This is a genomic window from Halobacillus mangrovi (genome assembly GCF_002097535.1).
In the GTDB taxonomy this organism is placed as follows: domain Bacteria; phylum Bacillota; class Bacilli; order Bacillales; family Halobacillaceae; genus Halobacillus; species Halobacillus mangrovi_A.
On the sequence record NZ_CP020772.1, the window covers coordinates 2,047,692 to 2,063,399 of the forward strand.

General features: G+C 39.2%; 17 protein-coding genes. 13 read left to right on the plus strand and 4 right to left on the minus strand.

Going from position 1 to position 15,708, the window contains the following annotated elements:
- The first annotated feature begins 39 nt into the window (after nt 1-39).
- A complete protein-coding gene (locus HM131_RS09955) occupies nt 40-1,656 on the plus strand; it encodes a M20/M25/M40 family metallo-hydrolase (RefSeq protein WP_085029614.1) in 1,617 nt (538 codons plus the stop codon).
- Nucleotides 1,657-1,776: 120 nt separating this feature from the next.
- Here the strand turns inward: HM131_RS09955 and HM131_RS09960 are convergent, their stop codons facing one another.
- A complete protein-coding gene (locus tag HM131_RS09960; RefSeq protein ID WP_085029615.1) occupies nt 1,777-3,306 on the minus strand; it encodes an AbgT family transporter in 1,530 nt (509 codons plus the stop codon).
- A 231-nt stretch (nt 3,307-3,537) separates the two neighbouring features.
- Between HM131_RS09960 and HM131_RS09965 the strand changes: the two genes are divergently transcribed.
- From HM131_RS09965 to HM131_RS09980, 4 genes are all read left to right on the plus strand, one after another.
- The gene (locus HM131_RS09965) at nt 3,538-4,503 is read left to right on the plus strand and encodes an MBL fold metallo-hydrolase (protein WP_085029616.1); all 966 of its coding nucleotides are present in this window, start codon (nt 3,538-3,540) and stop codon (nt 4,501-4,503) included.
- 6 nt (nt 4,504-4,509) lie between these two features.
- Nucleotides 4,510-5,304 (plus strand): SDR family NAD(P)-dependent oxidoreductase, encoded by a 795-nt coding sequence (locus HM131_RS09970; RefSeq protein ID WP_085029617.1) that lies wholly within the window; start codon nt 4,510-4,512, stop codon nt 5,302-5,304.
- 305 nt (nt 5,305-5,609) lie between these two features.
- Nucleotides 5,610-5,942 carry an iron-sulfur cluster biosynthesis family protein gene (locus HM131_RS09975; RefSeq protein ID WP_085029618.1) on the plus strand — a complete coding sequence of 111 codons (333 nt, stop codon included), beginning with the start codon at nt 5,610-5,612 and terminating at the stop codon, nt 5,940-5,942.
- Entirely contained in the window at nt 5,939-6,163 is a 225-nt protein-coding gene (locus HM131_RS09980) for a YqkE family protein (protein ID WP_085029619.1), read from the plus strand. The genes HM131_RS09975 and HM131_RS09980 overlap by 4 nt, the downstream gene beginning before the upstream one ends.
- 122 nt (nt 6,164-6,285) lie before the next feature.
- Here the strand turns inward: HM131_RS09980 and HM131_RS09985 are convergent, their stop codons facing one another.
- Nucleotides 6,286-7,401, minus strand: a complete 1,116-nt coding sequence (locus HM131_RS09985; protein WP_085029620.1) for a DUF2515 domain-containing protein — start codon at nt 7,399-7,401, stop codon at nt 6,286-6,288.
- Nucleotides 7,402-7,470: 69 nt separating this feature from the next.
- Between HM131_RS09985 and HM131_RS21240 the strand changes: the two genes are divergently transcribed.
- The 5 genes from HM131_RS21240 to HM131_RS10000 all read left to right on the plus strand — a co-directional run bounded on the left by HM131_RS21240 (nt 7,471) and on the right by HM131_RS10000 (nt 10,500).
- Complete coding sequence (locus HM131_RS21240; RefSeq protein ID WP_332308740.1) at nt 7,471-7,797, plus strand: hypothetical protein; 327 nt, start codon at nt 7,471-7,473, stop codon at nt 7,795-7,797.
- Nucleotides 7,692-8,336, plus strand: coding sequence for a hypothetical protein (locus HM131_RS21245; protein WP_332308737.1), 645 nt, complete (start codon nt 7,692-7,694; stop codon nt 8,334-8,336). The genes HM131_RS21240 and HM131_RS21245 overlap by 106 nt, the downstream gene beginning before the upstream one ends.
- A gap of 13 nt (nt 8,337-8,349) precedes the next feature.
- On the plus strand, nt 8,350-8,544 hold the full coding sequence (locus HM131_RS21250; RefSeq protein ID WP_232324910.1) for a hypothetical protein: 195 nt from the start codon (nt 8,350-8,352) through the stop codon (nt 8,542-8,544).
- A 133-nt stretch (nt 8,545-8,677) separates the two neighbouring features.
- Entirely contained in the window at nt 8,678-9,439 is a 762-nt protein-coding gene (locus tag HM131_RS09995; protein WP_198162757.1) for a PAS domain-containing protein, read from the plus strand.
- A gap of 104 nt (nt 9,440-9,543) precedes the next feature.
- Nucleotides 9,544-10,500: a serine hydrolase domain-containing protein gene (locus HM131_RS10000; protein ID WP_085031922.1), complete on the plus strand. Its 957-nt coding sequence runs from the start codon at nt 9,544-9,546 to the stop codon at nt 10,498-10,500.
- Nucleotides 10,501-10,566: 66 nt separating this feature from the next.
- On the opposite strand, the gene HM131_RS10005 is transcribed toward HM131_RS10000, so the two are convergent.
- Nucleotides 10,567-11,529 carry a sodium:calcium antiporter gene (locus HM131_RS10005; RefSeq protein ID WP_085029622.1) on the minus strand — a complete coding sequence of 321 codons (963 nt, stop codon included), beginning with the start codon at nt 11,527-11,529 and terminating at the stop codon, nt 10,567-10,569.
- Nucleotides 11,530-11,868: 339 nt separating this feature from the next.
- Between HM131_RS10005 and HM131_RS10010 the strand changes: the two genes are divergently transcribed.
- From HM131_RS10010 to HM131_RS10020, 3 genes are all read left to right on the plus strand, one after another.
- Nucleotides 11,869-12,282: a VOC family protein gene (locus HM131_RS10010; RefSeq protein WP_157130796.1), complete on the plus strand. Its 414-nt coding sequence runs from the start codon at nt 11,869-11,871 to the stop codon at nt 12,280-12,282.
- A 210-nt stretch (nt 12,283-12,492) separates the two neighbouring features.
- Nucleotides 12,493-13,407, plus strand: a complete 915-nt coding sequence (locus HM131_RS10015) for a ferritin family protein (protein WP_085029624.1) — start codon at nt 12,493-12,495, stop codon at nt 13,405-13,407.
- Between the two features lie 179 nt (nt 13,408-13,586).
- Nucleotides 13,587-14,906: a GNAT family N-acetyltransferase gene (locus HM131_RS10020; protein ID WP_085029625.1), complete on the plus strand. Its 1,320-nt coding sequence runs from the start codon at nt 13,587-13,589 to the stop codon at nt 14,904-14,906.
- Nucleotides 14,907-14,936: 30 nt separating this feature from the next.
- Here HM131_RS10020 and HM131_RS10025 read toward each other — a convergent pair whose 3' ends face one another.
- Nucleotides 14,937-15,578 carry a FusB/FusC family EF-G-binding protein gene (locus tag HM131_RS10025; protein ID WP_085029626.1) on the minus strand — a complete coding sequence of 214 codons (642 nt, stop codon included), beginning with the start codon at nt 15,576-15,578 and terminating at the stop codon, nt 14,937-14,939.
- Nucleotides 15,579-15,708: the final 130 nt, after the last annotated feature.

Sequence of the window (15,708 nt, forward strand, 5' to 3'; positions counted from 1 at the left end):
GTTAGATAATACAGAAAAAGTCAATAAGGAGTGTGGCTCATGGGTCAATGGCAGACGAAAGATCAACTGACTGACTTATTATGTTCTCTAGTAGAATACCCTAGTATCACTGGCAGTAACGCCGAAATAGCGATCATGGAATACTTATATTATATTTTAGAAGACTGCAATTATTATAAAAAACACCCTGAACACTTGAATCTCTATCCTCTTGAGGATGGGCGGCAGCTATTGACTGCATTAGTGAAAAAGGATTCGAAAAAAGATACCATCGTTTTAATCGCACACGCAGATGTTGTAGGAGTGGAAGACTATGGATCTTACGAAAACTTGGCTTTTTATCCAAAGGAACTTACTCAGGAGCTGCATAAAAATATCGATGATTTGCCAAGAGGAGCAGCGAAGGATCTTTTGACTGGAAACTGGCTGTTTGGGAGAGGCACAATGGATATGAAAGCGGGGCTTGCGATTCATCTATCTCTGCTTGAAAAGGCGATGGAAGGCCAATTTGACGGAAACTTGCTTCTCGTTGCGGTACCAGATGAGGAAGTAAACTCAGAAGGAATGCTCGCCGCTCTCCCTGCAATTGCAGATATTAAAAGTAAGCACAAACTCACTTATAAGGCGGCTTTCAATGGGGAGCCCATGTTCAGTAAATATCCTGGTGACCCTGCTTATTACTTATATACAGGTTCGATCGGTAAGACACTCCCGGGATTTTTATGTTACGGAAAAGAGACCCATGCAGGTGAACCCTTTTCTGGACTAAATGCGAATCTAATGGTGAGTTATCTTGCGCAAGAGATGGAGCTGAACGAGGCTTTTATCGAGCAAGTGAACGATGAGCGCACTCCACCTCCAAGTAGTTTGATGCAACGTGATTTAAAATTTGAATATTCAGTGCAGACTCCGCAGGCTGCCGTTGCTATGTACAACGTCCTGTACATGAAGCAAACCATTGATGAACTGAATGAAAAACTATTAAATGCAGCTCAGCGTGCCCGAGCGAAGATTATCAACCATTATCATCATCAGGCTTCCTTTTATTTAAAAGGGACTCAGACGTCAACTTATTCTCCTGACATTCGAATTTTCACTTACGAACAATTGTACAAAGAGGCTGTTAAACGATATGGAGAGAAAGAGGTGGCTCGAAGACAGAATCGACTGATCTATCAGCGGGATCAAGGGGACAGAGACTTCTCTACGACACTTGTTCAAAGCTTAGCAAGTCTTTGTAAGGACATCAGTCCGATGATTGTGTTATTTTACAGTCCTCCTTTTTATCCAGCCGTATCCTCTCATCACGATCCGATGATTCAAGAGATAGCTAAAGTAGCAATGGATTATGCAAAACAACAGTATAATGTGGATTTGGAAGAAGTGGAGTACTTTCCAGGGTTATCCGATCTTAGTTTTATCGGACCCGTCTCAGCAAAATCTCCGATTGATGACTTGCTGAAGCAAATGCCGCTTCAGGGAAATGGGTTCGAGTTGCCGACCAAGGTGATGGAAACACTGGCCATGCCGATTATTAATATCGGCCCAGTAGGCAGGGATCCACATCAATGGACAGAGAGACTTGAATTGAACTATAGCTTTGAGCATCTGCCTAAGATTCTGACTAAAACGATTGATTATTTCTTTGATATGTAGGCGGTGTGAAATCTCATAATGGACCATTTATTTTGGAGAAACACTGATTAATAGGCATTTTCAAATGTTTTACTAATAAAAAATTGTCCGGGAGATTCCCGGACAATTTCACTTTTGCATTTATGAATTTGGCTCATAAAAGAAGCCAGCATCTGGACCAATTGGTGCTCCAATAAGCATCCAAATCAATAACATAATCACCCATACAACGAAAAAGCCGATAGAGTACGGAAGCATAGTTGAAATTAATGTCCCAATACCAACTTTACGATCATATTTTTGCGCAAAGGCAATAACGATCGCGAAGTATGGCATGAGTGGTGAAATGATATTGGTCGTTGAGTCAGCGATTCGATAAGCTAATGTGGTTAACTCCGGAGAGTATCCAAGCTGCATCATAAGCGGTACGAATACTGGCGCCATGATTGCCCATTTTGCTGAGGAGCTTCCGATAAATAGATTGATGAAAGCTGCGACGAAAATAAAGGCGATAATAAGACCAATGCCTGTAAATCCGATCGAATCCAGAAACTCCGCACCAGACACGGCAATGACTTTCCCAAGATTTGTGTGATTGAAATAAGCGACAAACTGTCCTGCAGTAAACGCAAGTACAATATAGATTCCCATAGATGCCATTGTGTCAGACATCTGGTTGGCTACATCCTTGTCATCCTTGATTTCCTTCGTAATCTTTCCATATACATAACCTGGAACAAAGAACATGATCAAAATAACCGGTACCAGACTGTGGAAGAATGGAGAGTTCAAGAAATCATCTGGATTACGTAACGGTCCCCAGGAAGGGAGAATTAACAGTGACAATAGTCCAAGTGTAATGATAAAGGCGATTAACGCGCCCCACATTCCTTTTTTCTCAAGCTTAGTCAGATAGTTGACTTCCTCATCAACATCTCCTTTATAGGTTCCAAGCCTTGGTTCAACCAGTTTGTCGGTGATTAGAGTACCAACAATCGTAAGTACAAATACAGATACAATCATGAAGTAATAGTTCATTGTGTATTTGATTGTTTCGGCATAAGCCGGGTCAATCGTTGCAGCTGCTTGTTTAGTCAAGTCCCCTAAGAGCGGATCCAATGAAGTTAGCAGCAAGTTCGCGCTAAAACCAGCGGATACACCTGCAAAGGCTGCAGCCAAACCAGCAAGCGGATGCCGTCCAAGACCTGCGAAAAGAACTGCTCCTAGTGGTGTCAATACGACATAACCAGCGTCTGCAGCCATACTTGACATGATTCCTCCAAATACGAGTGCAGCTGTCATGAATGAACGAGGTACGGATGTCACTAGTCCCCTGAGCATGGCACTAATTAATCCTGAACGTTCAGCAATTCCGATACCTAGCATAGTTACAAGAACCGTTCCTAATGGGGCGAACCCAACAAAGTTCTCTACCATACTTTCAAAAATATATTTGATTCCCTCACTTGAAAGAAGGTTTACTACTTGGAGTGTTTCGCCGCTGGCAGGGTCTTCAACTTCTACACCCAACGAAGAAAATATCCAAGATGCTACGATGACGAGTAAGGCAAATATTGCGAAAAGCGTAACCGGATGCGGCAGCTTGTTCCCGACCTTTTCAATCCAGTCAAGGGCACGCATTGTCAAGCCTCTCTTTTCTTGATGTTCCATGTTTTTCCTCCTTGCAATTCAAGGTTTTCTATATTTCAATCATTTTTACAATAACGCGTTAAAGTATATAAAATCAGCAGATAGATTAAAAGTCTTTTGAAAAAAGTAGCACTAGGAAGATAATTTAGAAAAGATCAATAGTTGCGAGGATTTATACATCGGATAGGATTTCCATTCAAACCATGCTACAATAAAGAAAATGAATGATCATTCAGTGTGGAGGGTTTAACTATGAAAACGATGAAGGATACGGTTATTCAACTTACTTTACCTACGCCTTATGCTGTGGGGGATGTACACACGTATTTATTAAAAGGTAACCCGCTGACGCTAGTGGATGCTGGTGTAAAAACCGAAGAAGCATGGGAAGCTCTTGTACAACAATTAGATGATTGTGGATACACACCTGAAGATATTGAACAAGTGGTTTTAACCCATCACCATCCTGACCATATGGGCCTTGTGGAAAAATTACCGAATATAAATACGGTTGCGGCACATCCAAAGCTTCGACCATGGATCGAACGAGATGAAGAATTTTTTTATAGATATGAGATGTTTTTCCATGAAATGTACGTTGAATCTGGGGTTCCTGATAAGTATTTCACAATATTAAAATCTTTAAAAAAACCATTGAAGTGGATAGCTAAAGGATCGTTGGACATTGAACTTGAGGAGGGAGATGCGATCCCTGGGCATGAAGAGTGGGTGACAGTCGAAACACCCGGTCATTCACAAAGTCACATTTCTTTTTATCGAAAGGCTGATGGGGCTTTTATTGGAGGAGATCACTTGCTTGCACACATCTCGTCCAATCCGTTGCTGGAGCCAGCTTTCACTGAAGTTGAGAAACGCCCACGCCCCATGCTGCAATACCGGTCTTCAATGGAAAAGTTATTGGGTAAGAAAATTGGAATTGTTTATCCTGGTCATGGACAGACTTTTGAAGGAGCCCATGCGTTGATCCGCAGTCGATTGAAAAAGCAGGAAGAGCGTGCAGAAAAAGTACTGAATATGTTTGGGGACAAGTCTTTAAGTGCATATGACGTATGTAAACAGCTTTTTCCGAGACACATAGAAACCCAGTTTGGCTTAACGATGTCAGAAACGATTGGTCAGTTGGACTACTTAGAAGAGCAGAGAAAATTACTATACTTTTATGAAGGTAAACAAAAATTATATTATGTAAACAGGTGATATGTTATGAATGAACGAGTGAAAGGAAAAAAGATATTAATCACAGGAGCATCTAGTGGAATCGGTCAATATTTAGCGATCCATGCAGCACAGCAAGGCGGGGTTCCAATACTGGTTGCAAGATCCACTGACCGCTTGGCTATCATCTCCGAGAAAATAAAACATTCTTTTGGTGTTACGTGCTATTGGTATGAAGCAGATCTTTCTAACGATGCGGAATGGAAAGATGTCATCGACCGCATCTGTTATGATCATGGATCGATCGATGCGCTCGTTAACAATGCAGGAATGGCGGTGTTCGACCTTGTAGCCGATGCTAAATGGCAGGATATTGACAGGATGCTTTCCGTCAACGTCAAATCTTTGTTCAGGACGACCCATCAACTACTTCCTCACTTTTTGCAGCAAGGGAGAGGTCACATTGTCAATATTGCTTCCCAGGCAGGAAAAATGGCAACACCGAAATCAGCTATTTACTCCGCCACAAAGCATGCAGTTTTAGGGTTTACCAATGGCTTGCGAATGGAAGTAGAGAAAAAGGGAATCTATGTAACATCAGTTAATCTTGGACCTGTGCGAACCAACTTTTTTCAACAGGCGGATCCTTCAGGAAATTATGAAAAAGCAATGGACCGAATTATGTTAGATCCAAACCACGTAGCTTACAAAGTGATTAACTCCTTATTTACGAGACAGAGGGAAATTAATCTGCCGGCGTGGATGGACTCAGGAAGTAAATTCTATTCTTTAGCGCCTGAACTGATGGAAAAAGTAATGCAAAGGCAGTTTAATAGAAAATGACTGGGCAATGGGGTTGGTGGAAAAAGTTATAGCCATACTAAAATCCAAACGAGGGTGAAATTCCTATGAACAAAATTCGCCATCTCTCACAAGTCGCCCTCGAAACGTGGAGTGTATTCTCGTAACGCTCATTTAGATCAATCAATTACTGCTGAATTTTCCTACACTTTAGTTCACCTTTAGTTTTGATGCTTTTACTTATGTTCCAGTCTTTTTTCTATATCCGTGGGAGAGTCCCTCATAATCAAATGCGTTGCGCTCAGGACTGTATTTTTTTAATATTAAAGAAATAGGAGGGATGTCTGATGAAACTAAAGATCACTCAAGAAGCCATGCAGCAGCTAGAGAAACTGAAGGATCCCGACCGTCCGATGATTCGTTTGTTTTATGATACGGAGGGGTGTGGATGCGGAGTTAACGGTTTACCGACAATCCGCTTGGAAAATGAACAACGTGAAACGGATAGAAACGTCGATAATGATACGTACGAAGTCATTATTGATCATCAGCAGGCCACTTTCTTTAAACCAGATATGAAGCTGGATTTTAAAAAAGGTTCTTTCCGTTTATCAAGTTCCGATGGAATTCTAAATCCCATTATATCTATAAAAGATGTGAAAGAAGGAGCGACAGTATGAGTAAGAAAAAAGTTCAAGAAGGTTCGCTTGGCGATCAGCTGAATGCGGATGTGCTGTCAAAGCTTCGCTCAAAGAAAACAGCATTAAAAAAGCAAGAAGAAATTCGTCAAGAGGAAGAACGAAAACGTCGAATAGAAGAGAAACAACGGCAAGAAGCTAACAAAAGCTTCGAAGAATTACTAAATGAGAGCGATTTGAATTGGAAAACATTTAAAGAATGAGCGTCCTTATTTAAAGGATGCTCATTTTTAGGTAGTGATTGTTATATGACTATTTAACCTAGCACAGACATAAAGAAGGGATATTTAAAATAACTACATAAGATTCAAGTGGCAGACCACGCTTATTCCGGCCTTTTGAAAAACATTTTTTTCGTTAATGCTGCTAGCTCCAGCTTTTCAATGGTTTCACAATAGTTGTCGACAATGTCACCTTTGTGATGTTTAAGGGGATTCTTAAAATGACGAATGACTTTCATATCTTTAAACCAATCCCCTGTTTCGGCTTTACTATGAATCCAATCTTCCCATACCTGCATCAGTTTAGGACTGTAAATCCTTGGAGACTTTCTTTCTGGATCACAAGGACGAGCCTGAGGCTGATGGGCAGCTCCAGGTATCGTTTCTTTAACGTCATGAAAGATATGAGGCCAATAATCACCTCTAGATCCGGTATGAGGATGTGTTTTTGCCCAATCTAAAATTGAATGATAGCGGCTTTCAACAGAATAAAGCAGTTGATATAGTATTTTTCCTGTCATAATTCGATCGTTAAGTGAGGAAAAATGATGAACGGTATCGCCTACGACTTTAGGCTGGTTTTGGATAGGTGTATAATAAGGGAATAAAATCTGGTTCATATCAAAAAGGTCTTGCAGTTTAAAAGAGATTGTATCTAAAACGGTATTTTTATATTGATGATTATGAATTACCCTTTCCTCTATATAATTTTGTTCATTGATAATTAGTGCTACGGTCATGATACTTTTATCTTTATACGCCCAGTAATATTGCCAGAAAGGCTCCATAAATAAAGACACATTAAAAAATGAAAGCAAATGAAAGAGCGGTATTCCTCTTTTCTTACTTTCTTCAAACAGTAACAATTGAGGATAAGCATCCTGAAAAATCAACCAGTTCCCTCGTTCTAAAAACACAAAAAAATCCACTTGTTCTTTTCCAGTTAATAACCTTGGTATAAATTCCCCTTTTAAATCAGTCATATTCCATCCTGCGTTTCTTGATACAAGATGAGCAAGGAAGGCCCAGTGAACTTCAGGGTGTCTTGTGTAAAAGTCAAGGTAGGCTTGCGTTCGGGTAACATTGTTCTTGTTTAATGCGATCGTACGCTCTCGAATTGTTGATATGAGTTCCTTATCAGATGAATCTAGAGTAAGAGAGGGAACGGAGTCTCTAAGCTTCTTTTTTATCATTTTCTTCAGTGTAGAAGGGAATTTCATATAGACGTTCCTTTCTATAGAATGTATGTAAACTCATTCGAATACATAAGAGATAAACGTTTGAAAAGAGTGATGCCATTGAACGAACATCTCCACTCGGAAATTAATCGTCTTATACAGATCGTAAGCAAAGATCAATCAATAGATGGATCGTGGAAGTATGCATTTGAAACCGGCATCATAACGGATGCCTACATGATTATTCTATTGCGGCTTTTAGAAATCGATGATGAAGAGTTAATTAGCCAGCTTGTACAAAGGATTATCAGCAGGCAGGAAAAGAACGGGGCATGGAAACTCTCTATGATGAAGAAGAAGGCAATTTATCCTCAACAGTGGAAGCCTATACCGCTTTACTTTTCTCAAGAAGATATAAGAAGTCAGATACTGAACTAATTAAAGCCAGGTCGTTCATCATTAAACGGGGTGGAGTTCAGAATACGGAACGGTTTGCGAAAATCCTTATGTGCCTAATCGGTCAGTATTCATGGCCCAAAAGGGATCCTATTCCTATCGAAGTTATTCTCCTGCCACCAACATTTCTAGTGAATCTATTCGATAACTCCGTCTTTGGCCGCACAAATATCATTCCTATTCTTCTCCTTTCCCATAAAAAATATCAGTCTCTATCGGCTTTTACTCCTGACCTATCAGATATTGGTGCAGGCAGGAACAGGATGATGGAAGGGGTCCCATATTATATAGAGAACCACTCAGACGAATGGAGAGACTATTTCTATTATTTAATTGATGAACTAAAATCAAAGTTCCACACGATGCTTCATTTGGACGATGAAGCGATATACCTGCTTTCAAGGCAGCATTACAGATTTGACGACTGGCTGATCCATAACCCTCAAACATTACCAGGGGGTTGGGGCTTTTCAAACATTAATACGATCAAACACTCTCACCCATACCGCTTGGGCTCTTGACGCATTAATTGCTGTGGAAGATAAGCCCACGGCTGCTATCGACCAAGGCATCTCTTTTCTTATTCGAAATGGCAGTGAACAGGACTGGGCTTTTGATTATCCAAAAGGCCAGAGAATGGGAGGAGCTTTTTATATCCATTACCATAGTTATCGGTTCATTTGGCCTTTGAAGGAATTAAGTCATTATCGAACAAAATTTCTATCATGAAACAAGGGCTAACCTTAGCTCTTGTTTTTTATTGGATCATTTCAAAACAAATTTCAAATATATTATTAAAATATATTAAATATTGGAGGATTGCTGTGGTAAGAAATAGAACTTTATTATGGAGGAAGATGGTATGATCAATCTAAATACTAAGGGTGAGCCAATGGTTACACAAGAAAAAGATCAAGTATTAGATCAACTGTCCTTAGGTGTGATGGCGATTGATTTGAATTATCAAATCACTCATATAAATATACAAGGAGCATGTCTGCTTCAAGTAGAAGGAAAGAATCTTATAGGAGAAAATGTATATGAACTTTTTCCTGATGCGCCGGAGGAAGTTAGACATGTGGAGCGTACAATTGAAACTTTTGAGGAAGTCAAAATTGATGCAATGCCTTATAAATGGGGAAAGCATGATATGTACTTATCCATTCAAACCCGTTTATTAAAGGATAATGGAAAAGTTTATGGGGCTATGGTTGAATTTAATGACGTCACGGATTACTTCCATAAAGAACAAAAAATGAGGAAATGGATGGAAGATATGTCGGTAAACGTCATTCCCCTGTCTGATGGTATTGCTTTACTTCCGTTACAACCGATAATGGATCAAGTTGAGTTCCAGTACATCCTTGATCGAGGCTTACATAATGTGGCCAACATGAATGCAAACAGGTTGATCATCGATTGCTCGACGATTAGCTGGGTGGATGTTGTGTTTTTTGACAAATTATCAAAACTCATTCAATCTCTATCCTTAATGGGAACTAGAGTGGTCATCTCTGGAATGAAACCAGTCCTAGCGACAAAGTGGGTCTCATCTAATCTTCCCCAGATGAAGGTTCAGTTTTACTCTAATTTACAAATTGCATTAAAAGAACTATACAAATAGATAAGAGAGAAATTTTTATACATTGACATAACGGAGGGCAAGTTTTGATTGAAATAAAATCAACAATTTACGAGGCTGCCGAAAGAGAAAATTTTTCAGGTGCAATGTTAGTAAAGGATTCAACTGCTGAGGACCAAGGAATAGCTTTCGGGTGGTCCAACCGAGCTGAAAGACTTGAGAACAACCTCAATACTAAATTTGGTATAGCCTCCGGGTGTAAGGTTTTCACTGCCGTAGCGATCTGTCAGCTAATTGAAGAGAAAAAGCTTCAATTTGATACTCAACTTTATGAACTGCTTGCTCATGATCTCCCTCTTCTAGATCCAAATGTAACCATACATCATCTATTAACCCATACTTCAGGGATGCCTGATTATTTTGATGAAGATAAGATGGAGAACTTCGATGATCTTTGGAAAACGACCCCAATGTACACACTGAGACAAGGAAAAGAGTTTTTGCCGTTTTTTCAAATTAAGCCGATGAAATTTAAACCCGGGGAAAGATTTCACTATAATAATGCTGGGTACATTGTACTTGGTTTAGTCGTTGAACTCCTTACAGGGAAAGATTTTCAAGAATATGTAGAGGAGAATGTATTTACCCATTGCGGTATGGTTAACTCAAGATATTATGAAATGGATAAGCTGCCAGAGAATACTGCTATGGGATACATCCAAGGTGAAGACGGGTGGAAGTCAAATATCTACTCCGTACCTGTCAAAGGAGGCGCTGACGGGGGTGCATTTGTAACAGCAGTGGATATGATCCGTTTTTGGGAAGCACTGATCGACCAATCGTTATTATCAGAAGACATGTCAGAAGAATTTCTTAAACCTAAAGTTCGGGTCAAGGAAGGTGTATCTTACGGATATGGTTTATGGATCAATACTGCATCTGAGCAAGTGTATAAATATCATGTGATGGGTTATGATCCTGGGGTAAGTTTTCATTCATGCTACTATCCTGCAGAAAAACTGTCACTTGCTGTCCTATCTAATCGAAGTTCAGGAGCATACGAAATGATGAAGGTTGTAGAGGATGTGTTTAGTAAAAGTTAATTCCTAATGAGGACAGGAGTGTAAAAGAGTAGATGAAAAGCGTGAGTGGCTGCACTCACGCTTCTTTCAGTAAAGGACAAAACTGACAACAAAATATAACACAGTCATTAATAGGGAAGGGGCTGCGTAACGCCACTGATTTGTGACCCGTTTATTAGGTCTAACCAGCAAATAGATGACTACAATGGTCATAAAAAGACCTAATAATGCGACGAAAATTTGTGATGAACCTACTGCAGCGAGAATGGGTCCTTCTCTATACAAGACGTCTGTTAAAACAAGCAATTGAATATTAAATAGATTACTTCCTAAGATCGAACCGATAGCCATATTGTAGTTTGCTAATTTAAATGCAGCCAATACAGTGACCAACTCAGGTAAGGAAGTAGATGCAGCTATTAGAAAACTGCCCACAAAACTTGCATTCATACCGGTTGCTTCCGCAAGTCGATCACCGGCGATGGAAAGAACGCTTCCAGATCCAAATACGACGATGGCAGCAATGATAAACCCAACGACAGCAGTCCTTAATGAATAAGTTTTAACCTGTCCTTCACTTTCATCTGATCCACTGCTCGAAACGAATTTCATCGCACCAATGTATAGAAGAAAGATGAGGATCATTTCGATTCCTACCCCGAAGAACTGAATGGAACCAGGGAGGAATAACGTTAAAATCAATATCGCTAAGAACAGTAACCCAATTATGGCTGATGGAATATTGGCTGAATGATCCACCTTTTGAAATAACCTGCGTTTACGATAGATAAGGTCTACGATGCCTAAGATTAATAGATTAAATACATTACTGCCTAGCATATTTCCGACAGCGATATCTGGATTATCAATATAGACAGCAGTAAGGCTCGTTGTCAGCTCAGGCAGTGAGGTTGCTCCTGCTATAAGAAAAGTTCCTACCACGGCTCCACTTAAAGCAGATTTTTTACTAATGACATCTCCAAATTGATTCAGATAAATGGCAGCTGTGACTACAACAACAGCAGCTAGGAAAAATACAAGATAAATCATAAACTTCTCCTCTCTGCCAGGCATACAAAAAGACCCTGGCACAAAAATTTTTGCACCAAGGTCTTGCGTACTATTGATATAGCCTGTTGAACCAGGTGGGTTCACCGAATTGATGATTCAACAGCCGTGTGCCGGTCGCTACTCCCCTTGTTATTATCAATGTATGCTTGTTCATGTTTTTTGTCAATAGATTTGTGTGTTGCGAGTATATGACCCAGAATATAAAGAAATGGTGAAGAAGAGACATGGAAGTTAACAGAAGCTTCTTAAAAGCACAGGATTAAGTATTGTGCTTTTTACTAAATGATCATAGTTGTTGTGAAAGGGAGGACGAATGAAGTGTCCGGAATTTTAAAAAGAGTTGGAACCACTTATATTCCTGTTATGAACGTAAGAGAATCTGTCGATTGGTACATTGACCACCTCGGGGCAAAACTAAACTATCAAGATCAAAACAAAGCCATTATTGATCTTGCTGGTCAAAGCTTTTTCTTAGTAAAGGCTTCTGATAATGAGAATTCTAATTTTATGGATGCAGAGGGAAATAAAAGGTTTTCACAAACATTTGAAGTCGATGGAGTTGAAGAGCTTTTTATTTTCAACAAGCAGCTCAAGGATGCAGGAGTCGAAGTAGGTAAAGTAGAGAATCGAGGGCATCCGGGTAGAAACTTCACTTTTAATGATCTAAATGGTAATTCCTTTGATGTATGGAGCGAATTGAGTCCTTCATATAATAGGAGGGGAAATGAGTGATTTATCTCTGAAAAAATCTATAAGCTAGATTATTCTGTTATTAATAGTTTTAATGATCATTTTAAAGAGGACATTACTGCCACCTTAAGAGAAAAATGGGTACGTTTAGGAGGTAGATGGATGACAGTAGTTTAAACAGATAAGTCACACCTGATTGGGTTATCTTCATAAGATAAAAAAGATGACTTTCAAACAGAGGGAGGGTCTTTAATGCAGACCAATTCCAATGAAGTGCTTTCTTTTAATGGTGAGCAAGATCGAGTCAATAAAGATACGAAACTCGTACAGGATATTAAAAAAGCGATCGATGGGGAATTTAGTGCTATCAGCTGTTATAAACAATTAGCTGAGAATGCTCCTCTAGCCGATGAGATGAGACAGATACGTGAAATAAGACAAGATGAGATTAGGCATTTTCAAGACTTCAGTCAAATCTATACTTCCATAACTGGTGAAAAACCGTCTCCTCAACTTACGGAGGAGTGTCCAACAGATTATCGAAAAGGATTGGAAACGGCATTTTTTGACGAACAACAAACGTCGGAATTTTACTTGGATATCGTGGATCAAGCAAAAGATTCGAAGATTAAAGACATTTTCCGGCGAGCGGCAGCAGATGAACAAAATCACGCTGTTTGGTTTCTCTATTACTTAAATCGACCACAGTTCCATGATAATTCGAATAGGCAAAACGAGGAAGGTTATGGTGCAAAAGGTGCGTTGAACGCAGAGGAGCTTACTTTTTCTCAAGCTTTAATCTATGCAATTCAAGATGAATATTTGGCACAATCAAGATACAGTAACATCCTTGATAATTTTGGGGAAATCCTTACTTTTACAAGAATAAAACAAGCGGAGCTTCGTCACATTGAAGCTTTACTTACTTTATTTGAACGTTATCAAATTCCTGTACCTGAAGATGATTCTGCTCAGTTTGTATCAACACCTGAAAATGTGAAAGATGCGTATCGAAAAGGTGTGGTTGGCGAGATAGATAACATCGCTATGTATGATAGATTCTTGTCTTTTCAGCTTCCTGAAGATGCCAGAATTGTTTTCACTCAACTCAGAAATGCTTCAGTCAATCATCTTGAAGCTTTTCGCAGAGGATTAGCCAGAGGATAAAGAAGATACTGAAGGAGGATAAAGCGGCTGCTTTATCCTTTTTTTGCATAACCGAGAAGTTTATGTTTATCAAATGGAATATGATAAACTTGGGATGATTGAATATTCGGAATGTTATCAAAGAGTCTATAAGAAGTTAAATCCCTGACTCAATCTCTCTTTTAAATAGGAGGAAATGGATGAGAATAAGAGAAGCATGTCCAGAAGAATCTGATTGCTTGAGTGAGATCGCCATCCAGTCTAAAGCTTACTGGGGCTATGATGACTGGTTTTTAAACAGTTGTAAAAGTGATCTTACTCTTACAGAGCGTTACATAAAACAAAACCCTACATTTGTGCTTGAATCAAACAATGAAATTCATGGATTCTATAGTATTTTGCTTGTGAAGCACAGGCTAGACCATTTTTTTATTTCTCCTAAATCGATTGGACAAGGCTATGGGAGAAAGCTTTGGCAGCATATGGTTGAAATATGTACAATGTGGAACTTTTCTTCTTTAACGATTGAGAGTGATCCACATGCTGAAGGCTTTTATTATAAAATGGGGGCTAATTGGATTGGGGAAACGGAATCAACCGTATTTCCAAGTCGAAATTTGCCTCTCCTTGAAGTAATATTTGATCATGACCATAATTTTCGAAATGAAGAAAAAATGAGGGAGTTAATTTTACAGTATGCTAAGCTTCATGAACCCATTCGAGGAGCGATCATGAATGGTTCCAGGGTAAACCCGAACGTGACACCAGATCGGTTTCAGGATTATGATATCGTTTATTTCGTTACAGATGTGGAGCCGTTTAAACAGGAAAAGAACGTCCTTCCTCATTTTGGAGAAGTCATGCTTATAGAGAAGCCGGAGGATAAAATTTTACCTGCCCCTCTTGCGGACGGGCGCTTTACTTACCTGATCCAGTTCATGGATGGAAATAGGATTGATATGCAATTTGTAGCTGTTGAAAATATAGAAGAAAAACTTCAAGATAGTTTGACTGAGATTTTACTGGACAAGGATCAAATTTTCCCTGACTTACCTTCTCCTAGTGAAAGAAGCTATTGGATAAAGCCTCCGACTGAAAAGCTTTATCAGGATTGTTGTAATAGTTTCATATGGGGGCTGGGCTCTCATATTCCAAAAACCATTTGGCGAAAAGAATTGCCTCTGTTAATGACTTTAATTGATGGAGTGTTACGTGAGCCTCTCATTCATATGCTGAAGTGGAAAGTTGGCCATGATAATGGGTACCGTGTTTCTGTCGGGAAAGCAGGAAAAAACCTTGAACAATGGGTGGAACCTGAACTTTGGTCAAGATTTATTGATACATACCCAGACAGTAATTACGACAGGATTTGGAGTTCGTTGTTTGCTTTTCATGATCTTTTTCTTGACACAGCATTAGAAGTAGGGCGCGCTCATGGATATACATTTCCTATTGAAGAAATGGACCGCGCGATCAAGTTTTTGAAAAATGTAAGACAAACCGCAAACAAAAACCCCTGAACGATTCTTAGATTCAGGGGTTTTCCAAAGTTATTGACTTTTCATTAATTGAATGAAAGACTCAAGCGGCTCTAATGATTTAAGATTTTGATTGCAATTGTAGCTGTCCTGGCAAATATAATTTCCTCGTCGTACAAGATGGTCGGATCCTCCGCCTTTCAATGTGGCTGTAAACATTCCTACGTGTTCATACTCATTGCAGATCGTACACATGCCTTTTTGCGCTGAAGGTTTAAAAGAACCTCTGAGGCTGTAGTAATTTCCGTGTTGAAAATGAATGAAATACTTACGATTGGATCCATGGTCATTCCAGCTTAAATAAGACAGCTCATTCCAATTGATATGATTTATATCCGGTATTTTCAATTTTTTCACTTTTGGGAATAAATCTCTAATTTCTTTTTCATTCAGCTTTGGGAAGGGAATGATGTGCTGTTTTAATCTTGATAAGAAGAATATAGCTTCCGTTTCATCTTTGATGCTTTCTACTTGCTGCAATAGATTTATCTGGTTCTCATTAAGATGATTAAAGCATTTAAACACTTTTTCTAGTGTAAGTGATTTTAAAGCTTGGGTAACAGCTGCATCATTTGTTGTCGTATGGCCTTGGATAAGGTTTCTCGTTTGGTCCTGAATATAATTGTATTGATCAGACCGAATGAAAGCTTCCATCCGTTCACCCCCGCTATGATCTATTTCATTAATTATTTCAAAGTGGTTATTTTCATTCAACTATTTTCTATCTTTTCACTAACCATTTCTTTTATGAAATTGAAATAATTATGATCAATAGAGGGAAAAA

What these genes read in the sequence shown, in the direction of transcription:
- HM131_RS09955 (WP_085029614.1), top strand. Translation starts at nt 40, where the DNA reads ATGGGTCAATGGCAGACGAAAGATCAACTGACTGACTTATTATGTTCT.
- HM131_RS09960 (WP_085029615.1), bottom strand. Translation starts at nt 3,306, where the DNA reads ATGGAACATCAAGAAAAGAGAGGCTTGACAATGCGTGCCCTTGACTGG.
- HM131_RS09965 (WP_085029616.1), top strand. Translation starts at nt 3,538, where the DNA reads ATGAAAACGATGAAGGATACGGTTATTCAACTTACTTTACCTACGCCT.
- HM131_RS09970 (WP_085029617.1), top strand. Translation starts at nt 4,510, where the DNA reads ATGAATGAACGAGTGAAAGGAAAAAAGATATTAATCACAGGAGCATCT.
- HM131_RS09975 (WP_085029618.1), top strand. Translation starts at nt 5,610, where the DNA reads ATGAAACTAAAGATCACTCAAGAAGCCATGCAGCAGCTAGAGAAACTG.
- HM131_RS09980 (WP_085029619.1), top strand. Translation starts at nt 5,939, where the DNA reads ATGAGTAAGAAAAAAGTTCAAGAAGGTTCGCTTGGCGATCAGCTGAAT.
- HM131_RS09985 (WP_085029620.1), bottom strand. Translation starts at nt 7,401, where the DNA reads ATGAAATTCCCTTCTACACTGAAGAAAATGATAAAAAAGAAGCTTAGA.
- HM131_RS21245 (WP_332308737.1), top strand. Translation starts at nt 7,692, where the DNA reads ATGGAAACTCTCTATGATGAAGAAGAAGGCAATTTATCCTCAACAGTG.
- HM131_RS09995 (WP_198162757.1), top strand. Translation starts at nt 8,678, where the DNA reads ATGATCAATCTAAATACTAAGGGTGAGCCAATGGTTACACAAGAAAAA.
- HM131_RS10000 (WP_085031922.1), top strand. Translation starts at nt 9,544, where the DNA reads ATGTTAGTAAAGGATTCAACTGCTGAGGACCAAGGAATAGCTTTCGGG.
- HM131_RS10005 (WP_085029622.1), bottom strand. Translation starts at nt 11,529, where the DNA reads ATGATTTATCTTGTATTTTTCCTAGCTGCTGTTGTTGTAGTCACAGCT.
- HM131_RS10015 (WP_085029624.1), top strand. Translation starts at nt 12,493, where the DNA reads ATGCAGACCAATTCCAATGAAGTGCTTTCTTTTAATGGTGAGCAAGAT.
- HM131_RS10020 (WP_085029625.1), top strand. Translation starts at nt 13,587, where the DNA reads ATGAGAATAAGAGAAGCATGTCCAGAAGAATCTGATTGCTTGAGTGAG.
- HM131_RS10025 (WP_085029626.1), bottom strand. Translation starts at nt 15,578, where the DNA reads ATGGAAGCTTTCATTCGGTCTGATCAATACAATTATATTCAGGACCAA.